A 22,729-nucleotide genomic window follows, 5' to 3' on the forward strand; every position below is an offset into this window, starting at 1 on the left:
AAAACAAAACTCGCAGGAAATTCCCGCGAGTTTTTGGTTCAGCCTAATTTAGTTGTTTGGATTTTACTGCTTTATGAATTTTAAATTTTGTGAAACTTCCCCTTTCACGAAAACCTCTAACACATAAGTACCTTTTGATAAAGATGATACATCAATCTGATGTTCAACCGAATCAAATGTGCGTACGTTTTGACCGACCATATTATAAATTCTTGCTTTTTCTATTTTACCAGCTCCTTTAATATAAATGATATCTTTTGCAGGATTTGGATAGATTGAAATCTTATCTTTCGCTTTTACAGCTTCATTTGTAGATAGATACGCTGTAATATCTAAATAAAATGCAACAATTTGCCCTGAAGAATTCGTTCCTACTCCTGCTATTTTCTTGCCATCCTTAGAAATTGCCAACGGAAGAGACATGGTAACTCCCTGTGTACTAATTCCCAATCCCACTGCGTAATCATTAAGATTCACACGACCTCCCGTGGAAGTCCATATAAAGCCTTCTCCAGACATTGGGGGCGCTGCAAATGCTCTGAAATATCCGATAACAGTTTTGCCATCGGCAGAGATTCCCGTTGCCCCTCCTCTAAAGAAGGCTGAGGAATTTGGATGTGATATATACGTTAATCCGGTTGCGCTGTTCCAGACATACGGTTCTGGTAAACTTGCACCTATAATTGTATTTCCATCGGCAGAAACATCCCCTGCTTCGCCTACATATTCGCCATTATTGTCGGTAATAAAACTTTCAACACCATTTACCCACTTCGCTCCTCTTCGGGAGCCATTATCTTCATCTTGCCAACCAACAATCACATTTCCGTTAGAATTTACGGCGTTAGCCCTTGAACTTCTATTTGGGACAATGCTTCCTAAATCTTCTATTCCGCCTTCGGAAGTCCATTTTACAGCATGAGCATTAGAAGCTGTTAACCAGCCCAAGCCCACAATAATTTCACCTCCCTGACTCATTCCCCATGTAGAACTTACACTACCGTCCCAACCTGTGGGAACAAGTCCGCCTCGTGTCGTCCAAGTAGAAGTAGAAATGTCATACGTTGAAATTTCATTAAAATTTGTCGCACTGTTTGTGGTGGAAGATGCAATCTTAGTTCCGTCATTAGAAACCACTGTTTTTCCTGCTGCCGGATAGCCATTGGCAATATTGCCAATTTGCATAAAACCATTCACGGCATCCCATTTATAAATTCCTCCTGCGGAAGTGTGCATGCTCACCACTCCATTATCAGATACACTTCCAACATTAAAATTTCCCGACGCCATCACTGTAAGCTGTGCACTGGTAACTGAAAAGCCAAACACACAACAAGCATATAATGCTTTCTTTGAAATGTTGTAAATCTTTTTCATATTTTATTGGATTTAATATTTCGAATTGGTGAGAACAATATTAGTATTATATTTACTCGCTGAAAAGATTTTGACTTACATAATTCATGAAATTTAAAAGAATTTAAAATTTAAACAACTAAAAATCAAAACTATACAAAAACTTTACTTTGAAGACAGATTTTAAGAAGACTCAAAAAAAACAATCAAAAAACCTTGTTTTTCACCAAAAACTGTGGAAAAAAACAATCCCTATTCTATTAATTTTATTAAATTCCGTTTTTATCAGCGGGCAATCTGGCCCCGACTTTTCTGTTTTAGCCGATAAAGCTTTTCAAAAATTGTATCAAAATCCGGATGACTGCATCAATTATTCTCTCAGTATTTTAATCAGCGATCAAAACAACGAGCATAAAATTGTCTTAAGAAACATCATTTCTCAAGCCTATGCCATGAAGGGAGATTATGTACAATCTGTAAATATTTCGAGCCAGAAAGATGATTCAGATAAAGAAAATTTATCTTATTTCATGCAGCTTTTTGCAGATTACAATCTTGCCGATCAATATCAAAATCTTGATCTATACAATCAGTCTCAAAAAATAATTTCCAGTCTTTTAATCAATAAAAAGCTGCTTAACAGTGAAAATATTAAGATAAAAACCACTGTTGCCAAATTGTATCAGCTACAAGCTTTGAATTTCGGAATTAACAGAAACTATATATTAGCTTTAGAAAACATTGCAAAAAGTGACTCTTTTTTAACGGTTAATAATGAAGAAAATACGATTCTTAAAATTGAAAACAAAATTTTCAGAGCTGCTTATCTATCAAGGCAAAATAAGCTTGAACAAGCTAAAAATCTTTTAGAAAACGCTTTACTCGAAGCAAAAAACACGAATTACAGCTACTTAGAAGCTTTAGCCTACGAAAATCTTGCGCGTTATTATTTTTCAAAAGAAGATTATCAGACCTCTATTGTTTATTTGGAAAAAGGATTATCCGAGATTGAAAATTTACCTTTTAATAATTTAAAATCAAGAATTTACGAGTCTTTATCTAAATGCTATTTTGCGCTACATGATGATGAAAAACATCACTTTTACAATAAATTATATGTTGATTCCCGAACGAAAATTGATGCGAGTACAAAGGAAGGTATTCGATATATTGTAAAGCTTGTAGAAACGTATCAAAATAAAAATCTGGAATTTCAGCGTCAAAATGAATCAAAAAAATTCTGGTTTTTATTTTTTATTATTTTATTGATTGTTATTGGATTAACTATTTGGTTTTTAATCATTAAAAACAGAAATAAAGATCTTAAAAAGCAGTTCGATTTTTTTGAAAAACAAAAGAATTGGGAAAAATCACATGCGGAAATTTTAATTAAAAAAGAATCTGATGTGATTGAAAAAACGACTGATAAAGATTCTAATAAAATTTCTAAAGAAAAAGAGGAAGAAATTCTTCAAAAATTAGAAGAATTTGAACAATCTGATCGTTTTTTGAACAAAAACATGTCACTTTCAACACTTTCTGCTCAAATGGAAGTAAATACAAAGTATCTTTCTGAAGTTATAAATAATCATAAAGGCAAAAATTTCAACGGATATATTAATGAACTCAGAATCAATCACATTGCTCATTTATTAAAATCGAACCCATCGTATCTTAATTATAAAGTGAGTTATCTTGCCGAAATCTCAGGATTTTCTTCTCACAGCGCATTCACAACGGTTTTTAAATCTGTTACAGGCATGTCTCCCAACGTTTATATTCAGGAAATCAGTAAAAACAGAGCTTTATGAAATTCAGGCTAAACATTTTCTTTTTTATATTTCTGTTGGGGAAAATTTCGATTTCAGCACAGGAAATTTCTTTTGATTCTGCAATGAAAAAAGCGCGATTGGAGATTTACGATTCTCCGGATAAAGCTATTTCTATTTCAAAAAATTTACTCGAAAAAGAGAAAGACGTTAAAAATATTACGGCAATTTATATGTTGCTTTCTACAGCAAATATTGCGAAAAGAGATTTTGATGAATCTTTAAAATTCATCTTAAAAGCTAAAGAATTTGCTCAGAGAACAACGGATCTGAAAACACAGGCAAGCGTTTTGGTTTCGGTGGCGATTCAATATCAACAGATGGAACTTTTCAGCAAAAGCCTGGAAACTTTAAATGAAGCTGATCTTTATCTGACAAAACTTCCTGATGATTTATTTGAAAAGCAAGTGGAAATTGCCCGCAGCTACGCCATTCGCGGGATGATTTACAAGAGCCAGTCGAATTCTGAAATTGCTCTTGAAAAATTTTTTATTGCTATTAAAAATTTCGAAAAAGTAAAAGATAAAAAAGCCACATTTGCCAACGTGAGCGTTGTTTATTATAATATTGGCTATTGTTATTTAAATCTTCAAAAAATTGCTTTAGCTAAAGAAGCTTTTGAGAAATCTATAGAATATGCGCAGAAAAATAAAGCTAAAAGCTTGGAAGCCTTCGCATTAAAAGGAATGGCGGAAGTCTATAAGCAAAAACGTGAAAATGCTACCGCATTGGAGCTTTTAAAAAAAGCTGAAAATCTTTGTAAAAACACCAACGATTTGATCTTAAATGAAGGCATTTTCAAGGAAATGGCAGATAATTATCTGGCGACCGGAAAGCCGCAACTGTATCAGCTTTACAATAAAAAATATTTTGAAATGCGCTTCAAAAGGGAGCAAAATGAGCTAAGTTCTATCAACCAAGCTGTTGATAATCACAATAATGAAACTTTAAAGAAAAAAGAAGATCTAAAAAATCATTATCATTTTATTACTTTTTGTATTTCTATAATTTGTATTGTGATTGCAAGCCTTATCCTCTTTTTTATATTGAAATTAAGGAAAGAAAATAGAGGCCTAAAGCAAAAGATTAAGCAATTAATAAAGCAGCAACAATAGCAAACGACCATTTTCTCTGGAATATAAATCATAAGGACATATCTTAATTACATGTATTTTTTCAACCAAAAACCGTTAAAAACACACGAATGATTAGGTGAATATCAATTGTATGCAACATTAGTTGTTTATCAATATTCTGATCAAGAACTTTACCTGTCTATAATCCAAATCATAAACACACACAGGAATGAAAAATTCAATTACCCAATGGCTAGGTGCTTTATTGTGCCTTTGCCTTTCAGCTGCTGCATTCAATGCACAAACGGTTTACACGAACATTTATGACGGCGTTACCTACACGTCTCCCCATCCCTACAATTTAAATATTGTTTACTTTGTACCTAATGATGTCCCTTTAGATCCTACGTACAAGACAAGAGTAAGCAAATTGATGCTCTATGCACAAAGTTATTATAAGGATTACATGATCAAAAACGGCTTTGGAGCTAAAGAATTCGGGCTCTTCAAATCTAAAACAGATCCGAATATTGTTAAAATAATAGTCATTAAGGGCGCTCTTCCACATACTGCATATACGTATGCAGATTCAAGTAAAGAATCACAGGAAATTGGAGCCTATTTTGCGAGTAATCCATCTCAAAAAACAAGTAGTCATACACTGGTTCTTACAGCATTGCTAAATATTAATGCTTCCAATGTTCCTTTTTATGGATTAGGGAGAACCGCTTACGGATTAGATTATCCCGAATTTGATTTACAATATTTAAATAATCCCGATATATATGGGCAAAGGGTTCGTTCAGGGTTAGGAGGATTACTTCATGAACTTGGACATGGTATCAATCTTCCCCACAGTCGCCAAACCATTACTGAGTACAACAATCCTAACCAAGGGATGAATCTTATGGCTTTAGGTAATCAAACATTTGGAAAATCTCCTACATTTATTAATAGTGCAGGATCAGCAATATTGAATACCTGCCAAATTTTCGCAAACGTACCCGGAAATTATTACAATGGAAATGATACAAAAATAACAAGTTTGAATGCTTCATTTTCTAACGGCAAACTCCATATTTCTGGCACATTTTATTCTAACAGAGTAGTAACTGGTGTTAATATTTATCAAGATCCTCATGCAACACCAAATACAAGTGCTAATAACCGCACTGCATGGTCTGTGAAACCTTCGGGTAATAGTTTCAGCATAAGTATGCCTAAAAGCGAACTATTATTACCTTCACAAACCGTTTATAATCTACAGTTTGAAATTATTCTAGAAAACGGAGAATATGCTTTTTTCTCATATCCTTTTAATTATAGTGAAGGTATTCCGGATATTACGAATGCAGCTTGCGTTGGAGGTACTATTAAAGTAACCACTCCTCTCACGGGAACAAATTGGCAGTGGCAGTATCAAAATACAAATGGGACATGGAGCAATTATCCAGACGGAACTGTAAATGGCTACGCCACATTTTCGGGAACTAAAACGAATGTAATGACCGTTTCTAATATTTCAAAAGCATATATTAACAATCCAAATACAGTACGAGCAGCAATAAAACAGGCGGACGGAACTACAAAATATTCCTCACCGCAAGTATGGAGAGTATACGGAATAAATACACAACCTGTTTCTGCATCGGCATGCGTAGGAGGATCGTTACAGTTAGCTGCTTCAGCAAAAGGAATCGCTTATCAATGGCAGTTTCAAAATGCAGACGGTACATGGAGTAATTATCCTGAAAAAACACTCACGGGATATGCTACTTTCTCAGGAACCAGAACTCCTACCATGACAGTTTCCAATATTTCATCCTATTACGCCAGTCATCCCAATCAGGCAAGGCTTGTTGTCTATGGTTTAAATGGCTGCTATACCGCATCTAATACTGTGACATGGAAAGCTAATAATTGTAGTAAAGCACGAATAGCAGACGCTTCCGAAAAGCAATTAGAGGAGCCCACTGTTTATCCAAATCCTGTAAAAGATGTTGTAAACATCAATTTAGGAAATGAAAAAGAAGAGTATGAGATACAGATTGTCAATAGCTTGGGAACACCTGTATTCAGAAAAACAATATCTGAAACCACCCTATCTATACCTTTCTCTGATAAGCTAGCCGGCATCTACATCATACAAATAAAAAATGTAACAAAAGGAAATGTAAAATCATTCCGCATTATAAAAAAATAACTTTTTCTTATTTTATTAAAACTCACATTTCTAATGTGAGTTTTTTTATTTTTAATAATAAACTTTATTTTTTCCGATTTATTAGAATTAATGAGGCATTTATGTGGTATTTATTAATTTTCAGGCAATAAGTTTTATCACTAATTTTATCGGAAATTAATATCTCAAATATGATCATCTGCGAAGAACTTTTGCTTTCTCATGGGGCTGAGCTGCAAAATTACAATTCGGGTGAATTTATTTTTGAAGAAGGGGCTACACCACGTTATTATTATCAGATAAAAAGTGGTACGGTAGTTATCAACAGTATTTTAGACGACGGGAAGGAATTTATTCACGGGATTCCTTTTGAAGGACATTGTTTTGCAGAAACTTACGTATTTCACAATTCAAATTATGCTATAAATGCCATTGCAGTTACAGCTTGTGAAATACTGAGAATGGAAAAAAACAAATTCTTTAAGTTTCTGATGAAGTATCCTGAGCAAATCTTTAACATCTATTCGTACACTGCGGATAGAATGCATTACAGATATTTAACCTCAGCGGCACTTTCTTTCAAAGATCCTTTAACCAAAATAGATCTGGTGATGAAATATCTTAAAGACTACTTCGGAGGTAAAGAAAAGCATTCTTTTCTTATTCCCTACACCCGACAGCAGCTTGCCTCGCTTACCGGATTACGCATAGAAACCGTAATTCGCACCGTGAAGAAAATGGAAAAGCTTGATATGGTAAAAATCGACAGTACGAAGATTTATTATTAAGCGAAAAAACAAAAATCCCTGGCTTTCGTCAGGGATTTTTCTGTGAATATATGTTTGATTTTATTTAAACTATTTTCCGATAGCTTCTGTGATCGGATTTCCTACATTTCCGCTTGGAAACTGAATCTTCAATAAAGCTGAAACCGTAGGGGCAATATCTGTCATGAAATACGGCTTATTGCTTTCACCATGTTGAATTCCCCACCCCATAAATAATAATGGAATATGAGCATCATAAGAATTCCAAACACTGTGTGTAGTTCCTGTTTTAGCGTAAGGCGGCAACATAGAATCGTGAGAAATTAATTGAATATCTCCACTTCTCTGTCTGTTAATTCCGTTGATGATTCTTTGTTTAATCGGCTCGGGAATAGTAGCTTCCTGAACTTCTTCCACAGAAACCGCATATAAAACCGTAGGATCTTTTTGCAATTCTTTAATGGTGAAGTCTCTTACATCATCCAGCTCAAGCTTATTATCAGCCAACAACTTTCTATCAAAGTAAACCTGATAATTTTCAACAGAATTAATCAATTTATCTACCCCGAATTTATCTTTTAATTTTTGATTGATATTTTTTTCCATTCCCTCCCCAAAGAAACCTGTAGGAAGTTTATGCTCCTGAAGGAAACCTACAGAATGCGCTCCCCCGTGATCTGCAGAAAGAAAAACAGTATACTGACCTTTACCTACTTTTTCATCTAAATAATTGAAAAATTTAGCAAAATCCTGATCTAATCTTAAATAAACATCCTCAACTTCAATAGAATTTGGTCCAAATTTGTGGCCTGCGTAATCTGTTGATGCCAAATTGATAGCCAAGAAATCTGTCACATCATCACTGCCCATTTTTTCACCTTCCACAGCTGCTTCAGCCATTTTCAGTGTTAATGTATTTCCAAAAGGTGTATATCTGATGTTGTCTTTTCTTTCCTGATAATCTTTAGCCAAATTGTTATAAGGGAAAGTTGGCGTTTTTGCACTTCCTAAAAGCCCTTCCCAAGCCGAATTATCTGGTGAACTTTCTGTATATTGATTAATCGGAAGCAAAGTATTCCAGCCATTTGCCACCAATTTATCCGGCAATGCCTGCGAGTTGAAAGATTTTACCCATTGCGGCAAATCGTTCATATACCAAGTGCTTGTGATGAAGTTTCCTGTAGAATCATCAAACCAAAAAGCACCTGTCGGCGTGTGCCCTGCTGGTAAAATAGATGCTCTGTCTTTCAGAGAAACCCCCACAACTTTTGCCTGGAAATTCGTTGCTAATCTCAATTCGTCTGTAACCGTTGTAGACCAAAGATTTTTGGGTGAATGACTTCCCACTTTTACATTGGTAGTTCCCACCGGTTTTACGTTTTCGTCTGTGGTGCAATATACATTTTTACCCGTTTCTTTGTCTGTCCAGTCATTTCCTGCAATCCCGTGAATCGCCGGAACCGAACCTGTATAAATACTTGTATGCCCCAAAGCCGTTACCGTAGGAACATAAGGAATATGAACGTTGTTCAGAGAATATCCTGAGTTTAATAATCTTTTGAAACCATCGTTACGAAATTTGTTGTAAAAACGATACAGATAATCCCAACGCATTTGGTCTACCACTAAACCAACTACCAATTTGGGTCTTTCTAATTGAGAATTTTTGTTCTTCTGCGCATTGATTGTCATTACGGACAGAAAAGTAGCCGCCGCAATCGAAATTTTCCTAAGCATTCAGTAAAATTTTTATTGAAGACAAATGTAAGCCTTTTGAAAGTTTTGGAATATGAAATTTTATTTAAATTTAGGTAGCATTTATCTTATTTAAAATGATTATAATCAAAGGCTACTGGTTTTCAAGTAGAATTCATAAATTATCAATTTTAAATTTTCTTCGTATTAGAAAGGTTTTAAATAAATTTAATTAAATTTGAGAATGACAAAACATCATTAATATTCGCCCTCAAATATTATATTATAAAAACATGAAAATACTGAGACCGTTTCTTTTATTTATTTCCATTATCTTATTCGGATGGCTTTTTGTGAGCAATGCCAACGAGATCAATGTAGCAGCAACGTTAAATGATGCCGAAATAAAATCTGAAATCGCCAAAATAAACAGTTTTACAGATATTGATAAAATCAAGGAATATTCTATCGGAAAGATTAATTATCTGGAATCTGTTCGCGAAAAGAATTCTCAAAATGCAATTATCAGAACCATCATTATTTTATTTTTGGTATTGCTGCAAATTATTATTTACTCTACAAAAACCAATTTTTCGAGTTCAGAAGCAACAGATTTTTAAGGTTAATTTTTTGAAAATATTCTTAAAATTTTTGTCAGTTTAAACTGTTCTGGTTTATTCCGAAACTCCATTTTAAAATAGACAACATGATCAAATTTAAATATGTCATCCTTTACGTTCAGGATCTGGAAAAATCTATGAACTTTTATAAAGAAACATTCAATACAGAAATAAAATTCATCACTCCTGAAAAAGATTATGGTGAGCTTATAACAGGCGACACTACTCTATCTTTCGCTTCTTTAGAATTGGCGAATTCTAATATTAAAGAAGGTTTTTTACAATCTAATGCGGAGAAAAAGCCTTTCGGAATTGAACTCGGTTTTGTAACCGACGATGTAGAATCTTTGGTAGAAAAATCTTTAACCAACGGAGCCTCTTTATATGAAAATATTGTAGAAAAACCTTGGGGACAAAAAGTAGCTTATATTAAAGATCTTGATAATTATTTAGTTGAAATCTGTACTGAAATTCATTAATCTTTAATCATATTTAAACTATAAATTTTCCTTTTGCATGGAAATAAAAAAACTGGAAAAATTACACTTTAATCCCATAGAAAACTGGGGTTTTAATGGTTATGAAACAGATAAAATTTATGTAGTTTCCGCTATTGAAATCGGAACTTCTTTTGAATTTAGTTTAAGAGAAAAAAATCAACATTACAGAAAAGTTTGGAAAACAAATTCTGATGATATTGATGATTTAAATGAAATTATTGAAAAAGGTCATTCTTTCGGAGCTTACCACGAAAACGAATTAATTGGATGGATTATTTGTGATTTCAGAGCTTGGAACAACAGTCTTTTTATCGAAAATATGTTGATTAGTGAAAAATTTCGTGGACAAAATATCGGAAGACTTTTTATTAAAAATATCAATCGTGAAGCAAGAGATCTTAATTGCAGAATCGTAGAACTTGAAACTCAAAACACGAACTATCCGGCGATAAAGTTCTATAAAAAAGCAGGCTTTCAAATCACAGGGATTAATACAAAATTATATAACAATTCTTTAGAAACAGCTTTATTTATGAGTTATGATGTATTATAGACAAAACCAATAGTTGATATTTTATTTTTTATTTTGTACCGAATAGTACAATTACATACCTTTGCTTCATCAAAACAGAAAACATGGCAGGCAGACCCAAAATTTTTGACGAACAAGAAGCTGTAGAAAAAGCAACTGAGGTTTTTAGAAATAAAGGCTACGATACAGCTTCTGCCGACGAATTGTTGAGCGCCATGGGAATAGGAAAAGGGAGTTTTTATTTGGCTTTTAAAGGAGGAAAACAGGAATTGTATATTCGATCAATTAAGCAGTTTGCAGGAAATTTCAATCAAAAAATAGCATTGGCTATTGAAAATTCTGAAGATAAAATCGATTTTATTAAAAAACTTTTCTTTGCCTTGGCTCACGCAGAAGATTGTGATATTGAACGGGGCTGCTATCTTGGAAATGCATTGGTTCAGCTTTCTGAAAAAGATGCTGAAATAAAAAAAATAACGGCAGAATTACTGAAAGGTTTGCAGAAAATATTTGCTAAATCTATCAAAGAAGCTCAAGACAACAGACAATTAAAGACTCAGCAAGATCCTGAAATTCTGGCTTGGCATCTTACCAATCTTTGGAACGGAATTCACGTTACCAGACGAATGGAAAGTTCGCCAGAGATGCTTCACTCGCTTATCGATATTAATTTGAAATTATTAGAGTAAGAAAGGATGATGGAAACGGCAAGTTAAAACAATACTGTTGATTAGACGAGTTATAAACTTCGATTATCAAACCTTCAGCTTCCAGTTTAGACAAGATAAAATTTTTTATAAAATTTTGTACCAAATGGTACAATTTTAAATTTACTAATAGTAACAAAAACAAATTATTATGAACATTACAAACAACACAATTTTAATTACTGGCGGAGGTTCAGGAATTGGTTTAGAAATTGCAAAAGCATTAAGTCCTGAAAATAAAATTATTATTGTCGGAAGAAATAAAGAAAAACTGGGTGCCGTTGCAAAAGATTTTGAAAACATTTTTACCATTCAAGCCGATATCACGAATGAAGCAGACATCAACAGATTATACGAAGAAGTAAAAACAACGTTTGGAAACATTACTATTTTAATTAATAATGCAGGAAATGCGTATGTTTACAATCTTGCAAGCGATGGCGATATTTATAATAAAGCAATTGCCGAGTTTACGACGAACTATTTTGCCCCGATTCGTTTAACAGATAAATTTTTACCGTTATTAAAAGAACAAAATGAAGCGGCTATTGTGAACGTTTCTTCTATTGTTGGGCTGGTTCCGGGTTCGCATGTCCCGACGTATTCCGATTCTAAAGCGGCATTGCATTCCCATACCCGATTGCTGAGATATGAGCTCGCTAAAAACTCTAATGTAAAAGTTTTTGAATTGATGCCACCTTTGGTAAACACAGATTTTTCGGTAGAAATCGGCGGCAGAGAAAACGGAATTCCGGCCTCGGATGTAGCTCGCGATTTGGTAAAAGCACTACAGGAAAATATCTATGAAATTCGCGTGGGAAATACAGAAATGGTTCACAATAACTTTTTTAAAGCGACAGAAGAAGCATTTGCTATTTTTAATAACTAGCTTAAAATTAATTCAATACAGTTTAAATTCCTGCAGATTAAAAGAATTTGCGGGAATTTAAGCTTCCACAAACTCTCCTTTTTCATCTACAATTAAATTTCCCCAATTGGTAATCGCTTCTAAAACGGGAATACATGTTTTACCAAAATCGGTTAGGGAATATTCAACCTTTACCGGCGGCTTTTCACCAAAAACTTTTCTGGAAATCAATCCGTCTTTTTCTAATTGTTTTAATTGAATGCTCAACGTCATTTCTGTTACTGAAAATAATTCTTTTCTCAGTTCACTATATCTTTTCTTACCATCTTTCAAGTGATATAAAATAACGGTTTTCCATTTTCCTCCAAGAAAATCCATTGCCAAGCTCACCGAGCATGGATAAAGCTTTTCCCCAATTTTCACATAATTAGCAGTACATTCCTTTTTCATTGTTTTGATACCTATCCAATTAGATAGTTATTGCAAATGTAATAAGCTCTAAATAATTTTGCAACTATAAATTTTATAGTATAAATAAATATGGCACTAATTATTCTTGGGCATCCCAATATTGAAAGATCGATAGCCAATAAAACAATTATTGAAGAATTAGAAAAAAGTGATGTAGAGGTTGAAATAAGACATCTTTCACAAATGTATCCTGATTATAATATTGATGTAAAATCTGAACAGGAAGCTTTATTAAGACATCAAAATATTGTATTTCAATATCCTTTCTATTGGTATAATATGCCCGCTATTATGAAACATTGGTTTGATGTTGTTTTTGAATATCAATTTGCTTATGGTTCGAAAGGAGATCAATTAAAGGGCAAAAATTTCATACCCAGTTTCACTGTTGGCGGGCCGGAAAGTGAATATCATACATTGGGAGAACATCATTTTCGGGTACATGAGCTTTGTAAAAATTTAGAGCAAACCGCTTATTTTTCAAAAATGAACTATGTAGAGCCGTTTTACTTCCACGGAACGTCTGTTAATGCAGGCTATACCGAAGATGATGTGAAAAGGAAAGCCCTTAATCAGGCAACAAAATTAATTGAAAAACTGAAACGACTTACTTTCTAAGGTATCAAAACAAAAAAGACTGCAATGCAGTCTTTTTCAATATACTATCTAAATTTAATAATTATTCAGCAATCACTCTTACCATGGCTTTCACTTGTACCAATTTCTCCATCAATTCTTCTCTTGAATCTGCCAATACATTAATGTGTCCCATTTTTCTTCCTGGTTTGGTTTCAGTTTTTCCGTAAAGGTGAACGTAAGTTTCAGGCAATCTTAATACATCTTCCATTCCTTCGTAAACTACTTTTCCTGAGAATCCTTCTGCTCCAACTAAATTGAGCATTCCACTGTAAATGATTGCATCTGTATCTGCCAAAGGTAAATTTTTCACCACACGATACATTTGCTCAAACTGAGAATTGGCATTTCCTTCCTGACTTTGATGTCCTGAATTATGCAGTCTCGGCGCCGTTTCATTTACCCAGATTTTGCCTTCTTTATCTAAAAATAATTCAATCGCAAAAAGCCCCGGAGAATTTACAGCAGCTAAAAATTTTTCAGTAATAGCGAGAATCTGATTTTCAATTTCTTCTGCTAAATAAACCGGACAAACATTGAAATCTAATAAATTTAACTTCGGATCTGCCACCATTTCCGTTACGGGAAATGTTTTTGTTTCACCATTTTCATTTCTTGCAACGATCACAGAAAGTTCCTTGTCGATATCGACCAATTTTTCAATAACAGAATCCTGAACCCAAAGATTTTTCATGTCTTCAGCCGTACGAATTACCTGTACACCTTTTCCATCATAACCTCCCGTATTCATTTTCTGAACAAAAGGCAAAGGCATTTTAATCTCGTCTGAACTTCCGTCCATCACTTCAAATTCCGGACTCGGAATATCATGCGCTTTATAAAATTCTTTCTGAAGGATTTTTTGTTGAATGGTTTTAATGATATTAGAATTCGGAACCACTTTTATTCCCTGAGTTTCCAATTCAGCCAAAGCATCAGCATTTACGTGCTCAATTTCTATGGTAACAACGTCTTTATCTTTACCGAAATTTAAAACCGTTTCGTAGTCATTAAAATTTCCTTGAGTAAAGTTAGAAATTGTGTGGCAAGGCGCATCAGAAGCCGGATCTAATGTATAAAACTGATCGTCATATTTCAACGCTTCCTGAATCAGCATTCTTCCCAGCTGTCCTCCTCCTAAAATTCCTATTTTCATTTTTACTTTTATTTTTTCTATTAGATTTAATTTTTAACTTAAAATTGATTTAAAACCTTTTAAACTTGCTTAAACTTTTTTAGGAGCTTTTTCCCGCTTTTCACTATATCTTTTGTTTCGCTTCGCTACACAAAAGGATGCCGTTACAATCGGGGCTATGGTTGTCCTCGCCTATTCAACATCCGAAAATATCCACAAAGCTTGTCATCCTGAAAGGATCTACACACGAACTTTTCCATACTACTCTCTAATACTATGTTTAGATCCTTTCAGGATGACAAACTTTGAAAATAAAAAGTCCGTAAAGATTTTATTAAATTTTATCTATTTTTAAATATCCCAAGCCCATTGGGTTTTCCTGATTTTCAGCATCAGATTTTATCAATGAAATTGAATATTTTTCTTTCATTTCTCGAGGTAAAATATCACTTACATTAAAAATATCATCGATGTCTACTCCATGCTTATCATCAATATGACTTACAGCTCCTTCAAAACCCATCGTTTTGTAAAACTCAGTTGCTTTTGCTTTTTTCACAATATCTCCCATCGAATTCCCCACCATCAGATGCTGCTCATGAAATTCTTCAAAAAAACCTTTTTTATATCCTCCAAGATTAATAAAATACAGTTGCTCTTCAGAAGTTTTTGTTCCTTTTTCAACAATCTTCACTTCATAGCCATCGGCAAATTTTACCTCCTGATAACAGTCTACATGTATTTTTCCGTCTGCCTCTTTCCAGAAATTTTTCATATCCGGAACAAGATCTTTAAGGCTTTCTGCAATTCCGAAAAATACATCGTGCTGCTCAATATTTCTGCCTTTTGGCGTTGCTCCGAGGATAATATAGAATAATTTTAACTGATTTTCCATCCTGCAAAAATACGTCAAATTTATCTTTTTATAAACGTTTGGCAGAGTACTGCAATAGTTTTATATTTGTAACATGTCAGAAATCATTATTCTCTTCCTTGGAGCAATTTCCGCGGGGCTTTTGGGTTCATTAACGGGTTTAGGAGGAGGAGTTATCATCATTCCTTTATTAACGCTGGGTTTCGGCGTTCCTATGCATTATGCCATCGGCGCTTCTCTTATCTCTGTAATCGGAACTTCTTCAGGTGCGGCGGTAGCTTTCGTAAAAGAAGGATTTACCAACATGAGAATCGGTATGTTTTTGGAGATAGCCACGACGGCAGGAGCTATTGTGGGTGCTGTAGTTTCGGGCGCGCTAAATCCTAATACAATCGGAATTATCTTCGCCAGTATTCTTCTTTTAACAGTAATATTAAATCTTAAAGGAAAGCCAGACCATCAAAAACCTTTAATAAAAGGAAGTCTGGAAGATAAATTAAAATTATACGGAACTTTTCCTGATAAAGGGGTCGTGAAAAGCTATTCTGCAAGAAATACCATTCCGGGATTTTTGATGATGATGTTTGCAGGGGCAATGTCCGGGCTTTTAGGAATTGGTTCCGGAGCGTTGAAGGTTTTGGCGATGGATAATATGATGAGACTGCCCTTCAAAGTTTCTACTACCACGAGTAATTTTATGATTGGTGTAACGGCTGTGGCAAGTGCTTTAATTTATTTCCAAAGAGGTGAAATTATTCCTGTAATTGTGGCTCCTGTATTAATCGGAGTTGTGGTGGGAAGTTTTATTGGTTCTAAAACTTTAATGGCTTCAAAGACAAAAAAACTGAAAACATTTTTTGCTATTGTAATCACAATTTTGTCGATTTATATGATGTATAACGGTATTAATAAAAGTTTCAGATAATGAAAAAAGACTTCACAGATGTGGATTTGAACCGCTCCGTCGGAAATCTTCTGAGACTGGGTGTAATTCTATCCGTAGTTACTTCTCTGATTGGTTTCGTAAAATTATTCATGGAAGGCTTTAAAATGCCTAAAAAATATTCAAGTCTGGCAATAGGAAATTCTTCAGATAAAGTTTGGGGACATTTTTGGAATTCTCTTTGTAAAGGAGAAGGTTCTGCGATTATTCAATTAGGAATTTTACTATTGATTTTCACTCCATTAATGAGAATTATTTTCGCATTAATAGGCTATTTAAAAGAAAAAGACTACGTGTATGTAGTCATTTCTTCTATTGTTTTGGCAATTATGGCGATAAGCTTTTTTACAGGCTACGCGCATTAATTTTCTTCAAATCATTTGGTTTATCAAATCACAAATATCCTTTCCAAATTATTTTCAATGAATAGATATGCTTTGTTATAGCTATATCAGCCACGAATACACAAATTAATGTTTAAAATTCGAGCATTCGTGGCATTAAATATCATGTAATTAAGCTTCATAAAATTCTAACGGCAACTGATCTGGATCTTGGGTAAAGAAAAATTCTTTACCTGTGAATTCATCTATGCGAATTTCTTCACAAACTAATCCTTTATTCATTAATTCTACTCGTTTTTCGTTTACATTATCTACTGAAAATGCCAGATGTCTTAAACCACAAGACTCTGGTCTGGAAGGCCTTTCCGGAGGGTTTGGAAATGAAAACAATTCAATTACATAATGATCTCCAATTGCAAGATCAAGCTTGTAAGATTGTCTTTCTTCACGATATACTTCGCGGATGACATTTAATCCTAAAACCTCTGTATAAAATTTCTTCGACACTTCGTAATCTGAGCAAATAATAGCAATATGATGGATTTTCATTTCGATTTTTTAATTTTTCTGTCTTCGAAAATACAAAATCAAATTTTCTTTTTATTGATATTTTTAAATATACTTGTTAGATAAATAGATGGCAGATTTTTCCCTCTTTTTACTCAATCTATAAAGAACTTACAAATTTTTCATAATCACTTTTCTGCAAAACCTCTTTAGGAGTTAGCTGATAAATATCCTTCCATGATGAAACACCGTGCTTTTCGACATATTTTTCAATAATTCGAAAACCTAACCAATAATTCAAAGCTTTCGGAGCGTCAGGAAATAATTTTAATTGATCATTCCTTAAAAGCGGATTATTTCCAGATTCATCATCAAAAAAAATTTTCACATTGGTAAAGATTTTCTTTTCATTTTTCAGAAACCATTCCCAATCTTTTTTCGACATATTTTCCACCGCTTCATATTTCTGAATTTTCCCTTCGAAGAAAACCCAGGTAAAATAACAGGCAAAACCTTCATCGATCGTCTGACTTAACGCGGAATTTTTATAAGCATCCTGAGTCCTGAATTTTTCATACACCAAATGATTGAGCTCATGCGGCAATCCTTTTTCAATCATATATTCAGGATCGGCATTTTCATAATTCAGTTCCAAAGCAAACTGATCGGCATTGCAACCGCCGAAACCAATACCTGTTAACGGACTATACAAAATACTTACCGTCGCTTTTGGCTGATAAGGAACTAACTGACCAAACTTTTTAAGATTCGTTTTTAAAACTTTGTTGAGGTTGATATTTAAAAGACTTTGAGCTCTTTCATCAAATAATTTTTTGTTTTTGGGGTATAAATTTTTATTCCATTCGATCATTCCGGCAGCGTTATTAAATTTTGACGCATTTTCCTCACCAAAAATATTTGCGTAACAGCTATCCCAAAGCTTTTTATGAGGTTGATACACTTTTTCTGCGATCATTTCAGCATTAAAAGCACTGTCTTTATGAGCTAAAATTTGATATTTAAACAAATTTTTCACCACAATATCATTCACTTTTATACTGTCTGCCAATTTTTCAATATTCTTTTCAAAAGTATTTTCGGGATCTAATTTTTGATTCATAGAGCTGAAGCAGACCGCTGCAATGGTGAATATATATAAAATGGTGCGTTTCATGATGTTAGTTTAGCTGAATATTAATTAAATGAATTCTTTCTAAAAATAATGTTTTTTTGAATTAATTATTCATTTTTCAAATAAAAGACAACTGAAAATAGAATTTTATTACAAATAATGAATTTAAGACTTCATATTTTCATTAAAATTCAGCTAAGTAAAAAGTAGATTTGGCTACATCGAAAATCCCGACAATTCGGAACTTTGCTTCAATAAAAATTTAAGTAAAATGAAAATTATTGTAACAGGTTCTTTAGGGAATATCAGCAAGCCATTAACGATAGAATTGCTTGAAAAAGGTCATGAAGTAACGGTAATCAGCAGTAATTCTGAAAGAAAACCAGCAATCGAAGCCTTGGGAGCAAAAGCTGCAATCGGTACGATGGAAGATATTGATTTTTTAACTGAAACTTTCAAAGGAGCGGATATTATTTATGCCATGGAAGCTTTGAATGCAGGCATATTTTTCAATCATGAAATTGATTTTGTTCAGGCAAATATTCAAATTGCAAAAAATTATAAAGAAGCGATCGAAAAATCGGGAGTGAAAAATATTATTCATTTAAGCAGTATTGGTGCTCATACAAACGAAGGAAACGGAATTCTGAAATTTCATTATGAAGCAGAAAAAATATTGAATGAACTTCCTGAGGAGGTTTCTATAAAGTTCATGCGTCCGGTTGGTTTTTATTATAATATGTATGCTTTTATTCCGACCATTAAAGCTCAAAATGCAATTATTCAAAACTACGGAGGAGATGAAAAAGAACCTTGGGTTTCGCCACTCGATATTGCTTCTGTGATTGCCAAAGAAGTGGAAAAACCATTTAACGGAAGAGAAATCCGCTACATCGCCAGCGAAGAAATTTCCCCCAACGAAATTGCAAAAACTTTAGGTGAAGCAATCGGAAATCCAGACTTGCAATGGATCACCATTTTGGACGAGGATTTATTAAACAATTTAATTAATATCGGAATGAATCCCGAAACAGCAAAAGGTTTTGTAGAAATGAATAAAGCACGAAGAGGAAGCGTTTTATATGAAGATTACGACAAAAACAGACCCGTTTTAGGCAAAATTAAAGTAAAAGATTTTGCTGAGGATTTTGCGAAAGCTTATCACAATTAAATTTCTTTTGTCTTGAAACAAAAGAAACAAAAATTCAAGACTTGGAAACTTACACTAAAAATTAAAGCCTAATCCTAAAATTCCCAAAACTTGCGCGAAATTTAAATTTCTCTTTCAATTCAAAATTTTTCTCGCGCTTCGAACAGTGGGAATTTTTTAACGGATTATGCTTTAATTTTCTTAACGTTCCATTTTCCGAAGTCGATTAACTGAAAATCAATACCTTTATCTTATGAAACAGCCGGTAAGAATAAAAACCATCAGTGAGTTCCATGAATTTCGTGGATTGCCGAAGCCTGAGCATCCGCTCATCAGCGTGGTCGATTATAGCCTGATTAAGCATACCCAGGAAAGTGGTTCTGCGAGCTGGGTTCAGGATTATTATTCGATTTCCATCAAAAGAAATTCTCATGCGAAGATCAAATATGGTCAGCAAAAATATGATTTTGATGAAGGCGTGATGTTTTTTATGGCTCCCGGACAGGTTTTCAGTGTGGAAGTAACCCAAAATTCATCATCAAAACATTCGGGATGGATTTTATTGATTCACCCAGATTTTCTCTGGAATACATCTTTAGCTAAAAAAATAAAGCAGTATGAATATTTCGATTATTCAGTAAATGAGGCTTTATTTCTTTCTGAAAAAGAGGAAAATATCATTAAAAATATTGTTCAGAATATTCAGAATGAATACCATTCCTCGATTGATGCATTTAGCCAAAACATTATTATTTCACAAATTGAAACTTTGCTGAATTATGGTGAACGATTTTATCAGCGCCAGTTTATTACCCGAAGAATCACCAATCATAAAATTCTGGATTCGCTGGAAGAGCTGCTTACAGATTATTTCAACAATGAAAACCTCATCACAAAAGGTCTTCCAACTGTACACGGAATTGCAGAACAGCTGAACGTTTCGCCAAGTTATTTAACCGGATTATTAAAAGTACTGACAGGACAAAGCACTCAGCAGCATATTCATGAAAAACTGATCGAAAAAGCAAAAGAAAAACTTTCCACTTCTCAATTATCCATCAGTGAAATTGCTTATGAATTAGGGTTTGAACATCCACAGTCTTTCAGTAAATTATTCAAAAATAAAACGCAGGTTTCGCCTTTGGAATTTCGACAATCTTTTAACTAACAGCTTTAAAATCTTGAAAGTTTAATATATATAGAAAAATATATTTTAATTTTTAATATCTTGATGAAAATTAAAATAATCATGAGGATTCTAAAAATTATTTCAGTGCTCTCCTACTGCTGCATTTTGATTATGGGAATGATGATTGCCGTTCCGATGATCTTATTTTTGATAGGTACAGCTATAGATTTTGGAAACATAGATCAGGTTTTTGCCATACTGGGAATCGTTGGAATTGTTCTGACTTTTATTTCGTGGAAGGAAGGTGTTTCAAAATCAATTATTGCTTTCCTGTTTATGATTTCACCTATTATTTCACGTTTATTTCAAGCGCCTGTTGAATCATTTAATTATTTGGTATTTACTGCTCCGTTAGCTATTTTCATCATTACTTACCTTATTGTTATTATTTTACAGATTAAAGAAAAATTGAATACCTGATTAGTTTATTTTTTATATTTGAAAAGTCCAACATAATTTAAATTCAAAAAACTAATATTTAAACCATTATGAAAAAAATTATTCTGTGCCTGTCTGCACTTGTTATTATTTCTTGCTCTAATCCTATGGATAAAAAATATAATGAATCAACGCTCGGAGAAGATCTGACCGAGATTTCCAAAGCCGGAAAAATGAATCAGGACGAAGAAAAATTGATGGCAGCCTATCTTATTATCGCAAAATTCAGAAAATTGCCTGTGGAAGGAAAAACATACAGCGAAATTCTGAAAGATGCAAAGGAGTTTAAAGAGCAAAAGAAATTTAATAACTAAGAGATCGTTTCATTAATCATCAAATAATCAACTGATATCTAATTCAATACATAAAAAACATAACATAATTTTAATATTTTTATCACTTTTAATTGAAATATATAGTATTTTATTTATTTTTACGTCACACTAAAAATAAAATAATAACTATGAAAAAAACATTTTTGTTAGCAATTTCATGTTTTGTCATGTCCTCATGCAACAATGAAAGCATCCCGACCATGAGTCAGGAGAATCAAACTACAGAAGCCATTCAGAATTTTAAGCGCGCTATTGTTACTGCGAATAATTCTAAAAATCTTCCTATTACAGAGGAAAGTCGCAGTAAAGAATTTCAATATCTACAAATGAGTGACGCACGAAAAGATCTCATTTTACCAGCTGCAAAGCATCTCATTAAATCTACAGGAATAAAGGAGGAACAAATTGAAAGAACGACTAAAGGTGATAAAGCCAAGATCATTTTATGGGCAATGGAAATTTTCCGAAATGATTATAAAAACACTTCTTTATAATCCTAAACTTTTAATTCAAAAATTCTTATGAAAAAGATATCCTTATTCCTATTGTTATTAATCGGTACTTTCTCTTATGCGCAAAGTGGCACGATGACGATCTATAATTTCTCAGCTTACAGTGTTACGTACAGATTGGTAGGTTCCGATATTACTTCTTTTAATATTGACTGTCAACCTGTTGTTACGGGATTTTCTGCAACACCTCTTGCTCCTTCCAGCACTGTAACTTATCCTTTATACAATAACAGCCATCTTCAAAACCCTGCTATTAGTCAATGGAACGTTATTTCAGAAGAAATTGGTATTCCCAGCCAGATTTATAATGTAGCCGGAGGAGCTGTTATTCCAGCACAAATTGTGAATACAACCTACTGGCACTCTCTTGACCTTAACTTTTCTAATGGTGGCTTCATCAATGTAGGCGTACATTGCGGAGGCGGTGGTACCGGAATATTCAGCGGAACAACTACTGGTAATATAACGGCAAGCTGGAATGTTTTAGGAAACAACGTTGTTGTATTTATAAATTAAATTCTGACTACAATTAATATCAAATTAATCCAATATAAAAGTAACTATGAAAAAAACATTTTTATTTGCTTTTGCATGCTTTGTTGTTGCAACATCATGTAATAACGAAAGTATTCCAACCGTAGCACAGGAAAATCAAACAACTGAAGCTGTTCAGAATTTTAAACGTGCGATCATCGAAATGAACAATTCGAAAGACCTTCCGATTGTAAAAGAAAAACGAAGAAAAGGTTCTTCTTTTCCTGAAATGGGCGAACAAAGACAAGATATTCTGGTTCCTGCAGCTAAACACTTAATAAAATCTACGGGAGTAAAAGAAGAAGAAATAGAAAAAACTACCAGTGGAGATAAAGGGAAAATCATTGCTTGGGCGATGGAAATTTTCCAAAATAATTACAAAAATTCTTCTTTATAA

The 22,729-nt window shown here is 33.5% G+C and carries 26 protein-coding genes; 19 read left to right on the plus strand and 7 right to left on the minus strand.

Annotated features, from left to right (window positions below; all coding sequences use genetic code 11):
- Positions 1 to 63: 63 nt before the first annotated feature.
- Complete coding sequence (locus OXQ85_RS00115; RefSeq protein ID WP_267401543.1) at positions 64 to 1,377, minus strand: T9SS type A sorting domain-containing protein; 1,314 nt, start codon at positions 1,375 to 1,377, stop codon at positions 64 to 66.
- 149 nt (positions 1,378 to 1,526) lie between these two features.
- Between OXQ85_RS00115 and OXQ85_RS00120 the strand changes: the two genes are divergently transcribed.
- From OXQ85_RS00120 to OXQ85_RS00135, 4 genes are all read left to right on the plus strand, one after another.
- Positions 1,527 to 3,167: an AraC family transcriptional regulator gene (locus tag OXQ85_RS00120; protein WP_267401544.1), complete on the plus strand. Its 1,641-nt coding sequence runs from the start codon at positions 1,527 to 1,529 to the stop codon at positions 3,165 to 3,167.
- Positions 3,164 to 4,300 carry a tetratricopeptide repeat protein gene (locus tag OXQ85_RS00125; protein WP_267401545.1) on the plus strand — a complete coding sequence of 379 codons (1,137 nt, stop codon included), beginning with the start codon at positions 3,164 to 3,166 and terminating at the stop codon, positions 4,298 to 4,300. The genes OXQ85_RS00120 and OXQ85_RS00125 overlap by 4 nt, the downstream gene beginning before the upstream one ends.
- A 190-nt stretch (positions 4,301 to 4,490) precedes the next feature.
- Positions 4,491 to 6,464: a T9SS type A sorting domain-containing protein gene (locus OXQ85_RS00130; RefSeq protein ID WP_267401546.1), complete on the plus strand. Its 1,974-nt coding sequence runs from the start codon at positions 4,491 to 4,493 to the stop codon at positions 6,462 to 6,464.
- A gap of 170 nt (positions 6,465 to 6,634) precedes the next feature.
- On the plus strand, positions 6,635 to 7,231 hold the full coding sequence (locus tag OXQ85_RS00135; RefSeq protein WP_267401547.1) for a Crp/Fnr family transcriptional regulator: 597 nt from the start codon (positions 6,635 to 6,637) through the stop codon (positions 7,229 to 7,231).
- 69 nt (positions 7,232 to 7,300) lie between these two features.
- On the opposite strand, the gene pafA is transcribed toward OXQ85_RS00135, so the two are convergent.
- A complete protein-coding gene (gene pafA, locus OXQ85_RS00140; RefSeq protein WP_267401549.1) occupies positions 7,301 to 8,947 on the minus strand; it encodes an alkaline phosphatase PafA in 1,647 nt (548 codons plus the stop codon).
- A 251-nt stretch (positions 8,948 to 9,198) separates the two neighbouring features.
- On the opposite strand from pafA, the gene OXQ85_RS00145 reads away from it, so the two are divergent.
- From OXQ85_RS00145 to OXQ85_RS00165, 5 genes are all read left to right on the plus strand, one after another.
- Positions 9,199 to 9,525 carry a hypothetical protein gene (locus OXQ85_RS00145; RefSeq protein WP_267401550.1) on the plus strand — a complete coding sequence of 109 codons (327 nt, stop codon included), beginning with the start codon at positions 9,199 to 9,201 and terminating at the stop codon, positions 9,523 to 9,525.
- Positions 9,526 to 9,611: 86 nt separating this feature from the next.
- Positions 9,612 to 10,004, plus strand: a complete 393-nt coding sequence (locus OXQ85_RS00150; protein ID WP_267401551.1) for a VOC family protein — start codon at positions 9,612 to 9,614, stop codon at positions 10,002 to 10,004.
- A gap of 37 nt (positions 10,005 to 10,041) precedes the next feature.
- Complete coding sequence (locus tag OXQ85_RS00155) at positions 10,042 to 10,578, plus strand: GNAT family N-acetyltransferase (protein ID WP_267401552.1); 537 nt, start codon at positions 10,042 to 10,044, stop codon at positions 10,576 to 10,578.
- A gap of 83 nt (positions 10,579 to 10,661) precedes the next feature.
- Positions 10,662 to 11,246, plus strand: coding sequence for a TetR/AcrR family transcriptional regulator (locus OXQ85_RS00160; RefSeq protein WP_267401553.1), 585 nt, complete (start codon positions 10,662 to 10,664; stop codon positions 11,244 to 11,246).
- A gap of 169 nt (positions 11,247 to 11,415) precedes the next feature.
- Entirely contained in the window at positions 11,416 to 12,153 is a 738-nt protein-coding gene (locus OXQ85_RS00165; RefSeq protein ID WP_267401554.1) for an SDR family NAD(P)-dependent oxidoreductase, read from the plus strand.
- A 57-nt stretch (positions 12,154 to 12,210) separates the two neighbouring features.
- Here the strand turns inward: OXQ85_RS00165 and OXQ85_RS00170 are convergent, their stop codons facing one another.
- Entirely contained in the window at positions 12,211 to 12,582 is a 372-nt protein-coding gene (locus tag OXQ85_RS00170) for a helix-turn-helix domain-containing protein (protein ID WP_267401555.1), read from the minus strand.
- Positions 12,583 to 12,672: 90 nt separating this feature from the next.
- Here OXQ85_RS00170 and OXQ85_RS00175 point away from each other — a divergent pair, with 90 nt between their 5' ends.
- Complete coding sequence (locus tag OXQ85_RS00175; RefSeq protein WP_267401556.1) at positions 12,673 to 13,221, plus strand: NAD(P)H-dependent oxidoreductase; 549 nt, start codon at positions 12,673 to 12,675, stop codon at positions 13,219 to 13,221.
- 61 nt (positions 13,222 to 13,282) lie between these two features.
- On the opposite strand, the gene OXQ85_RS00180 is transcribed toward OXQ85_RS00175, so the two are convergent.
- Positions 13,283 to 14,395: a 5-(carboxyamino)imidazole ribonucleotide synthase gene (locus OXQ85_RS00180; RefSeq protein WP_267401558.1), complete on the minus strand. Its 1,113-nt coding sequence runs from the start codon at positions 14,393 to 14,395 to the stop codon at positions 13,283 to 13,285.
- A 313-nt stretch (positions 14,396 to 14,708) separates the two neighbouring features.
- Positions 14,709 to 15,269, minus strand: a complete 561-nt coding sequence (locus tag OXQ85_RS00185; RefSeq protein WP_267401559.1) for a DUF1543 domain-containing protein — start codon at positions 15,267 to 15,269, stop codon at positions 14,709 to 14,711.
- 73 nt (positions 15,270 to 15,342) lie between these two features.
- On the opposite strand from OXQ85_RS00185, the gene OXQ85_RS00190 reads away from it, so the two are divergent.
- A complete protein-coding gene (locus OXQ85_RS00190) occupies positions 15,343 to 16,173 on the plus strand; it encodes a sulfite exporter TauE/SafE family protein (protein WP_267401560.1) in 831 nt (276 codons plus the stop codon).
- A complete protein-coding gene (locus OXQ85_RS00195; protein ID WP_267401561.1) occupies positions 16,173 to 16,556 on the plus strand; it encodes a DUF1634 domain-containing protein in 384 nt (127 codons plus the stop codon). Before OXQ85_RS00190 ends, OXQ85_RS00195 begins: the two co-directional genes overlap by 1 nt.
- A gap of 150 nt (positions 16,557 to 16,706) precedes the next feature.
- Here the strand turns inward: OXQ85_RS00195 and OXQ85_RS00200 are convergent, their stop codons facing one another.
- Both OXQ85_RS00200 and OXQ85_RS00205 read right to left on the minus strand, forming a co-directional pair.
- Positions 16,707 to 17,084, minus strand: coding sequence for a VOC family protein (locus OXQ85_RS00200; RefSeq protein WP_267401562.1), 378 nt, complete (start codon positions 17,082 to 17,084; stop codon positions 16,707 to 16,709).
- Positions 17,085 to 17,202: 118 nt separating this feature from the next.
- Positions 17,203 to 18,216, minus strand: a complete 1,014-nt coding sequence (locus OXQ85_RS00205) for a DUF2268 domain-containing putative Zn-dependent protease (protein WP_267401563.1) — start codon at positions 18,214 to 18,216, stop codon at positions 17,203 to 17,205.
- 229 nt (positions 18,217 to 18,445) lie between these two features.
- Between OXQ85_RS00205 and OXQ85_RS00210 the strand changes: the two genes are divergently transcribed.
- The 7 genes from OXQ85_RS00210 (at position 18,446) to OXQ85_RS00240 (ending at position 22,729) form a co-directional block, all read left to right on the plus strand.
- Positions 18,446 to 19,345 (plus strand): NAD(P)H-binding protein, encoded by a 900-nt coding sequence (locus OXQ85_RS00210; protein ID WP_267401564.1) that lies wholly within the window; start codon positions 18,446 to 18,448, stop codon positions 19,343 to 19,345.
- A 232-nt stretch (positions 19,346 to 19,577) separates the two neighbouring features.
- The gene (locus OXQ85_RS00215; RefSeq protein ID WP_267401565.1) at positions 19,578 to 20,492 is read left to right on the plus strand and encodes a helix-turn-helix transcriptional regulator; all 915 of its coding nucleotides are present in this window, start codon (positions 19,578 to 19,580) and stop codon (positions 20,490 to 20,492) included.
- Positions 20,493 to 20,573: 81 nt separating this feature from the next.
- Positions 20,574 to 20,933 carry a hypothetical protein gene (locus OXQ85_RS00220; protein ID WP_267401566.1) on the plus strand — a complete coding sequence of 120 codons (360 nt, stop codon included), beginning with the start codon at positions 20,574 to 20,576 and terminating at the stop codon, positions 20,931 to 20,933.
- A 68-nt stretch (positions 20,934 to 21,001) separates the two neighbouring features.
- Positions 21,002 to 21,265 carry a hypothetical protein gene (locus OXQ85_RS00225; protein WP_267401568.1) on the plus strand — a complete coding sequence of 88 codons (264 nt, stop codon included), beginning with the start codon at positions 21,002 to 21,004 and terminating at the stop codon, positions 21,263 to 21,265.
- Positions 21,266 to 21,414: 149 nt separating this feature from the next.
- Positions 21,415 to 21,780 carry a hypothetical protein gene (locus OXQ85_RS00230; RefSeq protein WP_267401569.1) on the plus strand — a complete coding sequence of 122 codons (366 nt, stop codon included), beginning with the start codon at positions 21,415 to 21,417 and terminating at the stop codon, positions 21,778 to 21,780.
- Between the two features lie 27 nt (positions 21,781 to 21,807).
- On the plus strand, positions 21,808 to 22,314 hold the full coding sequence (locus OXQ85_RS00235) for a hypothetical protein (protein WP_267401570.1): 507 nt from the start codon (positions 21,808 to 21,810) through the stop codon (positions 22,312 to 22,314).
- Between the two features lie 46 nt (positions 22,315 to 22,360).
- Positions 22,361 to 22,729 (plus strand): hypothetical protein, encoded by a 369-nt coding sequence (locus OXQ85_RS00240; protein WP_267401572.1) that lies wholly within the window; start codon positions 22,361 to 22,363, stop codon positions 22,727 to 22,729.

It is taken from the genome of Chryseobacterium sp. GM_Chr_2 (genome assembly GCF_026540445.1).
In the GTDB taxonomy this organism is placed as follows: Bacteria; Bacteroidota; Bacteroidia; order Flavobacteriales; family Weeksellaceae; genus Chryseobacterium.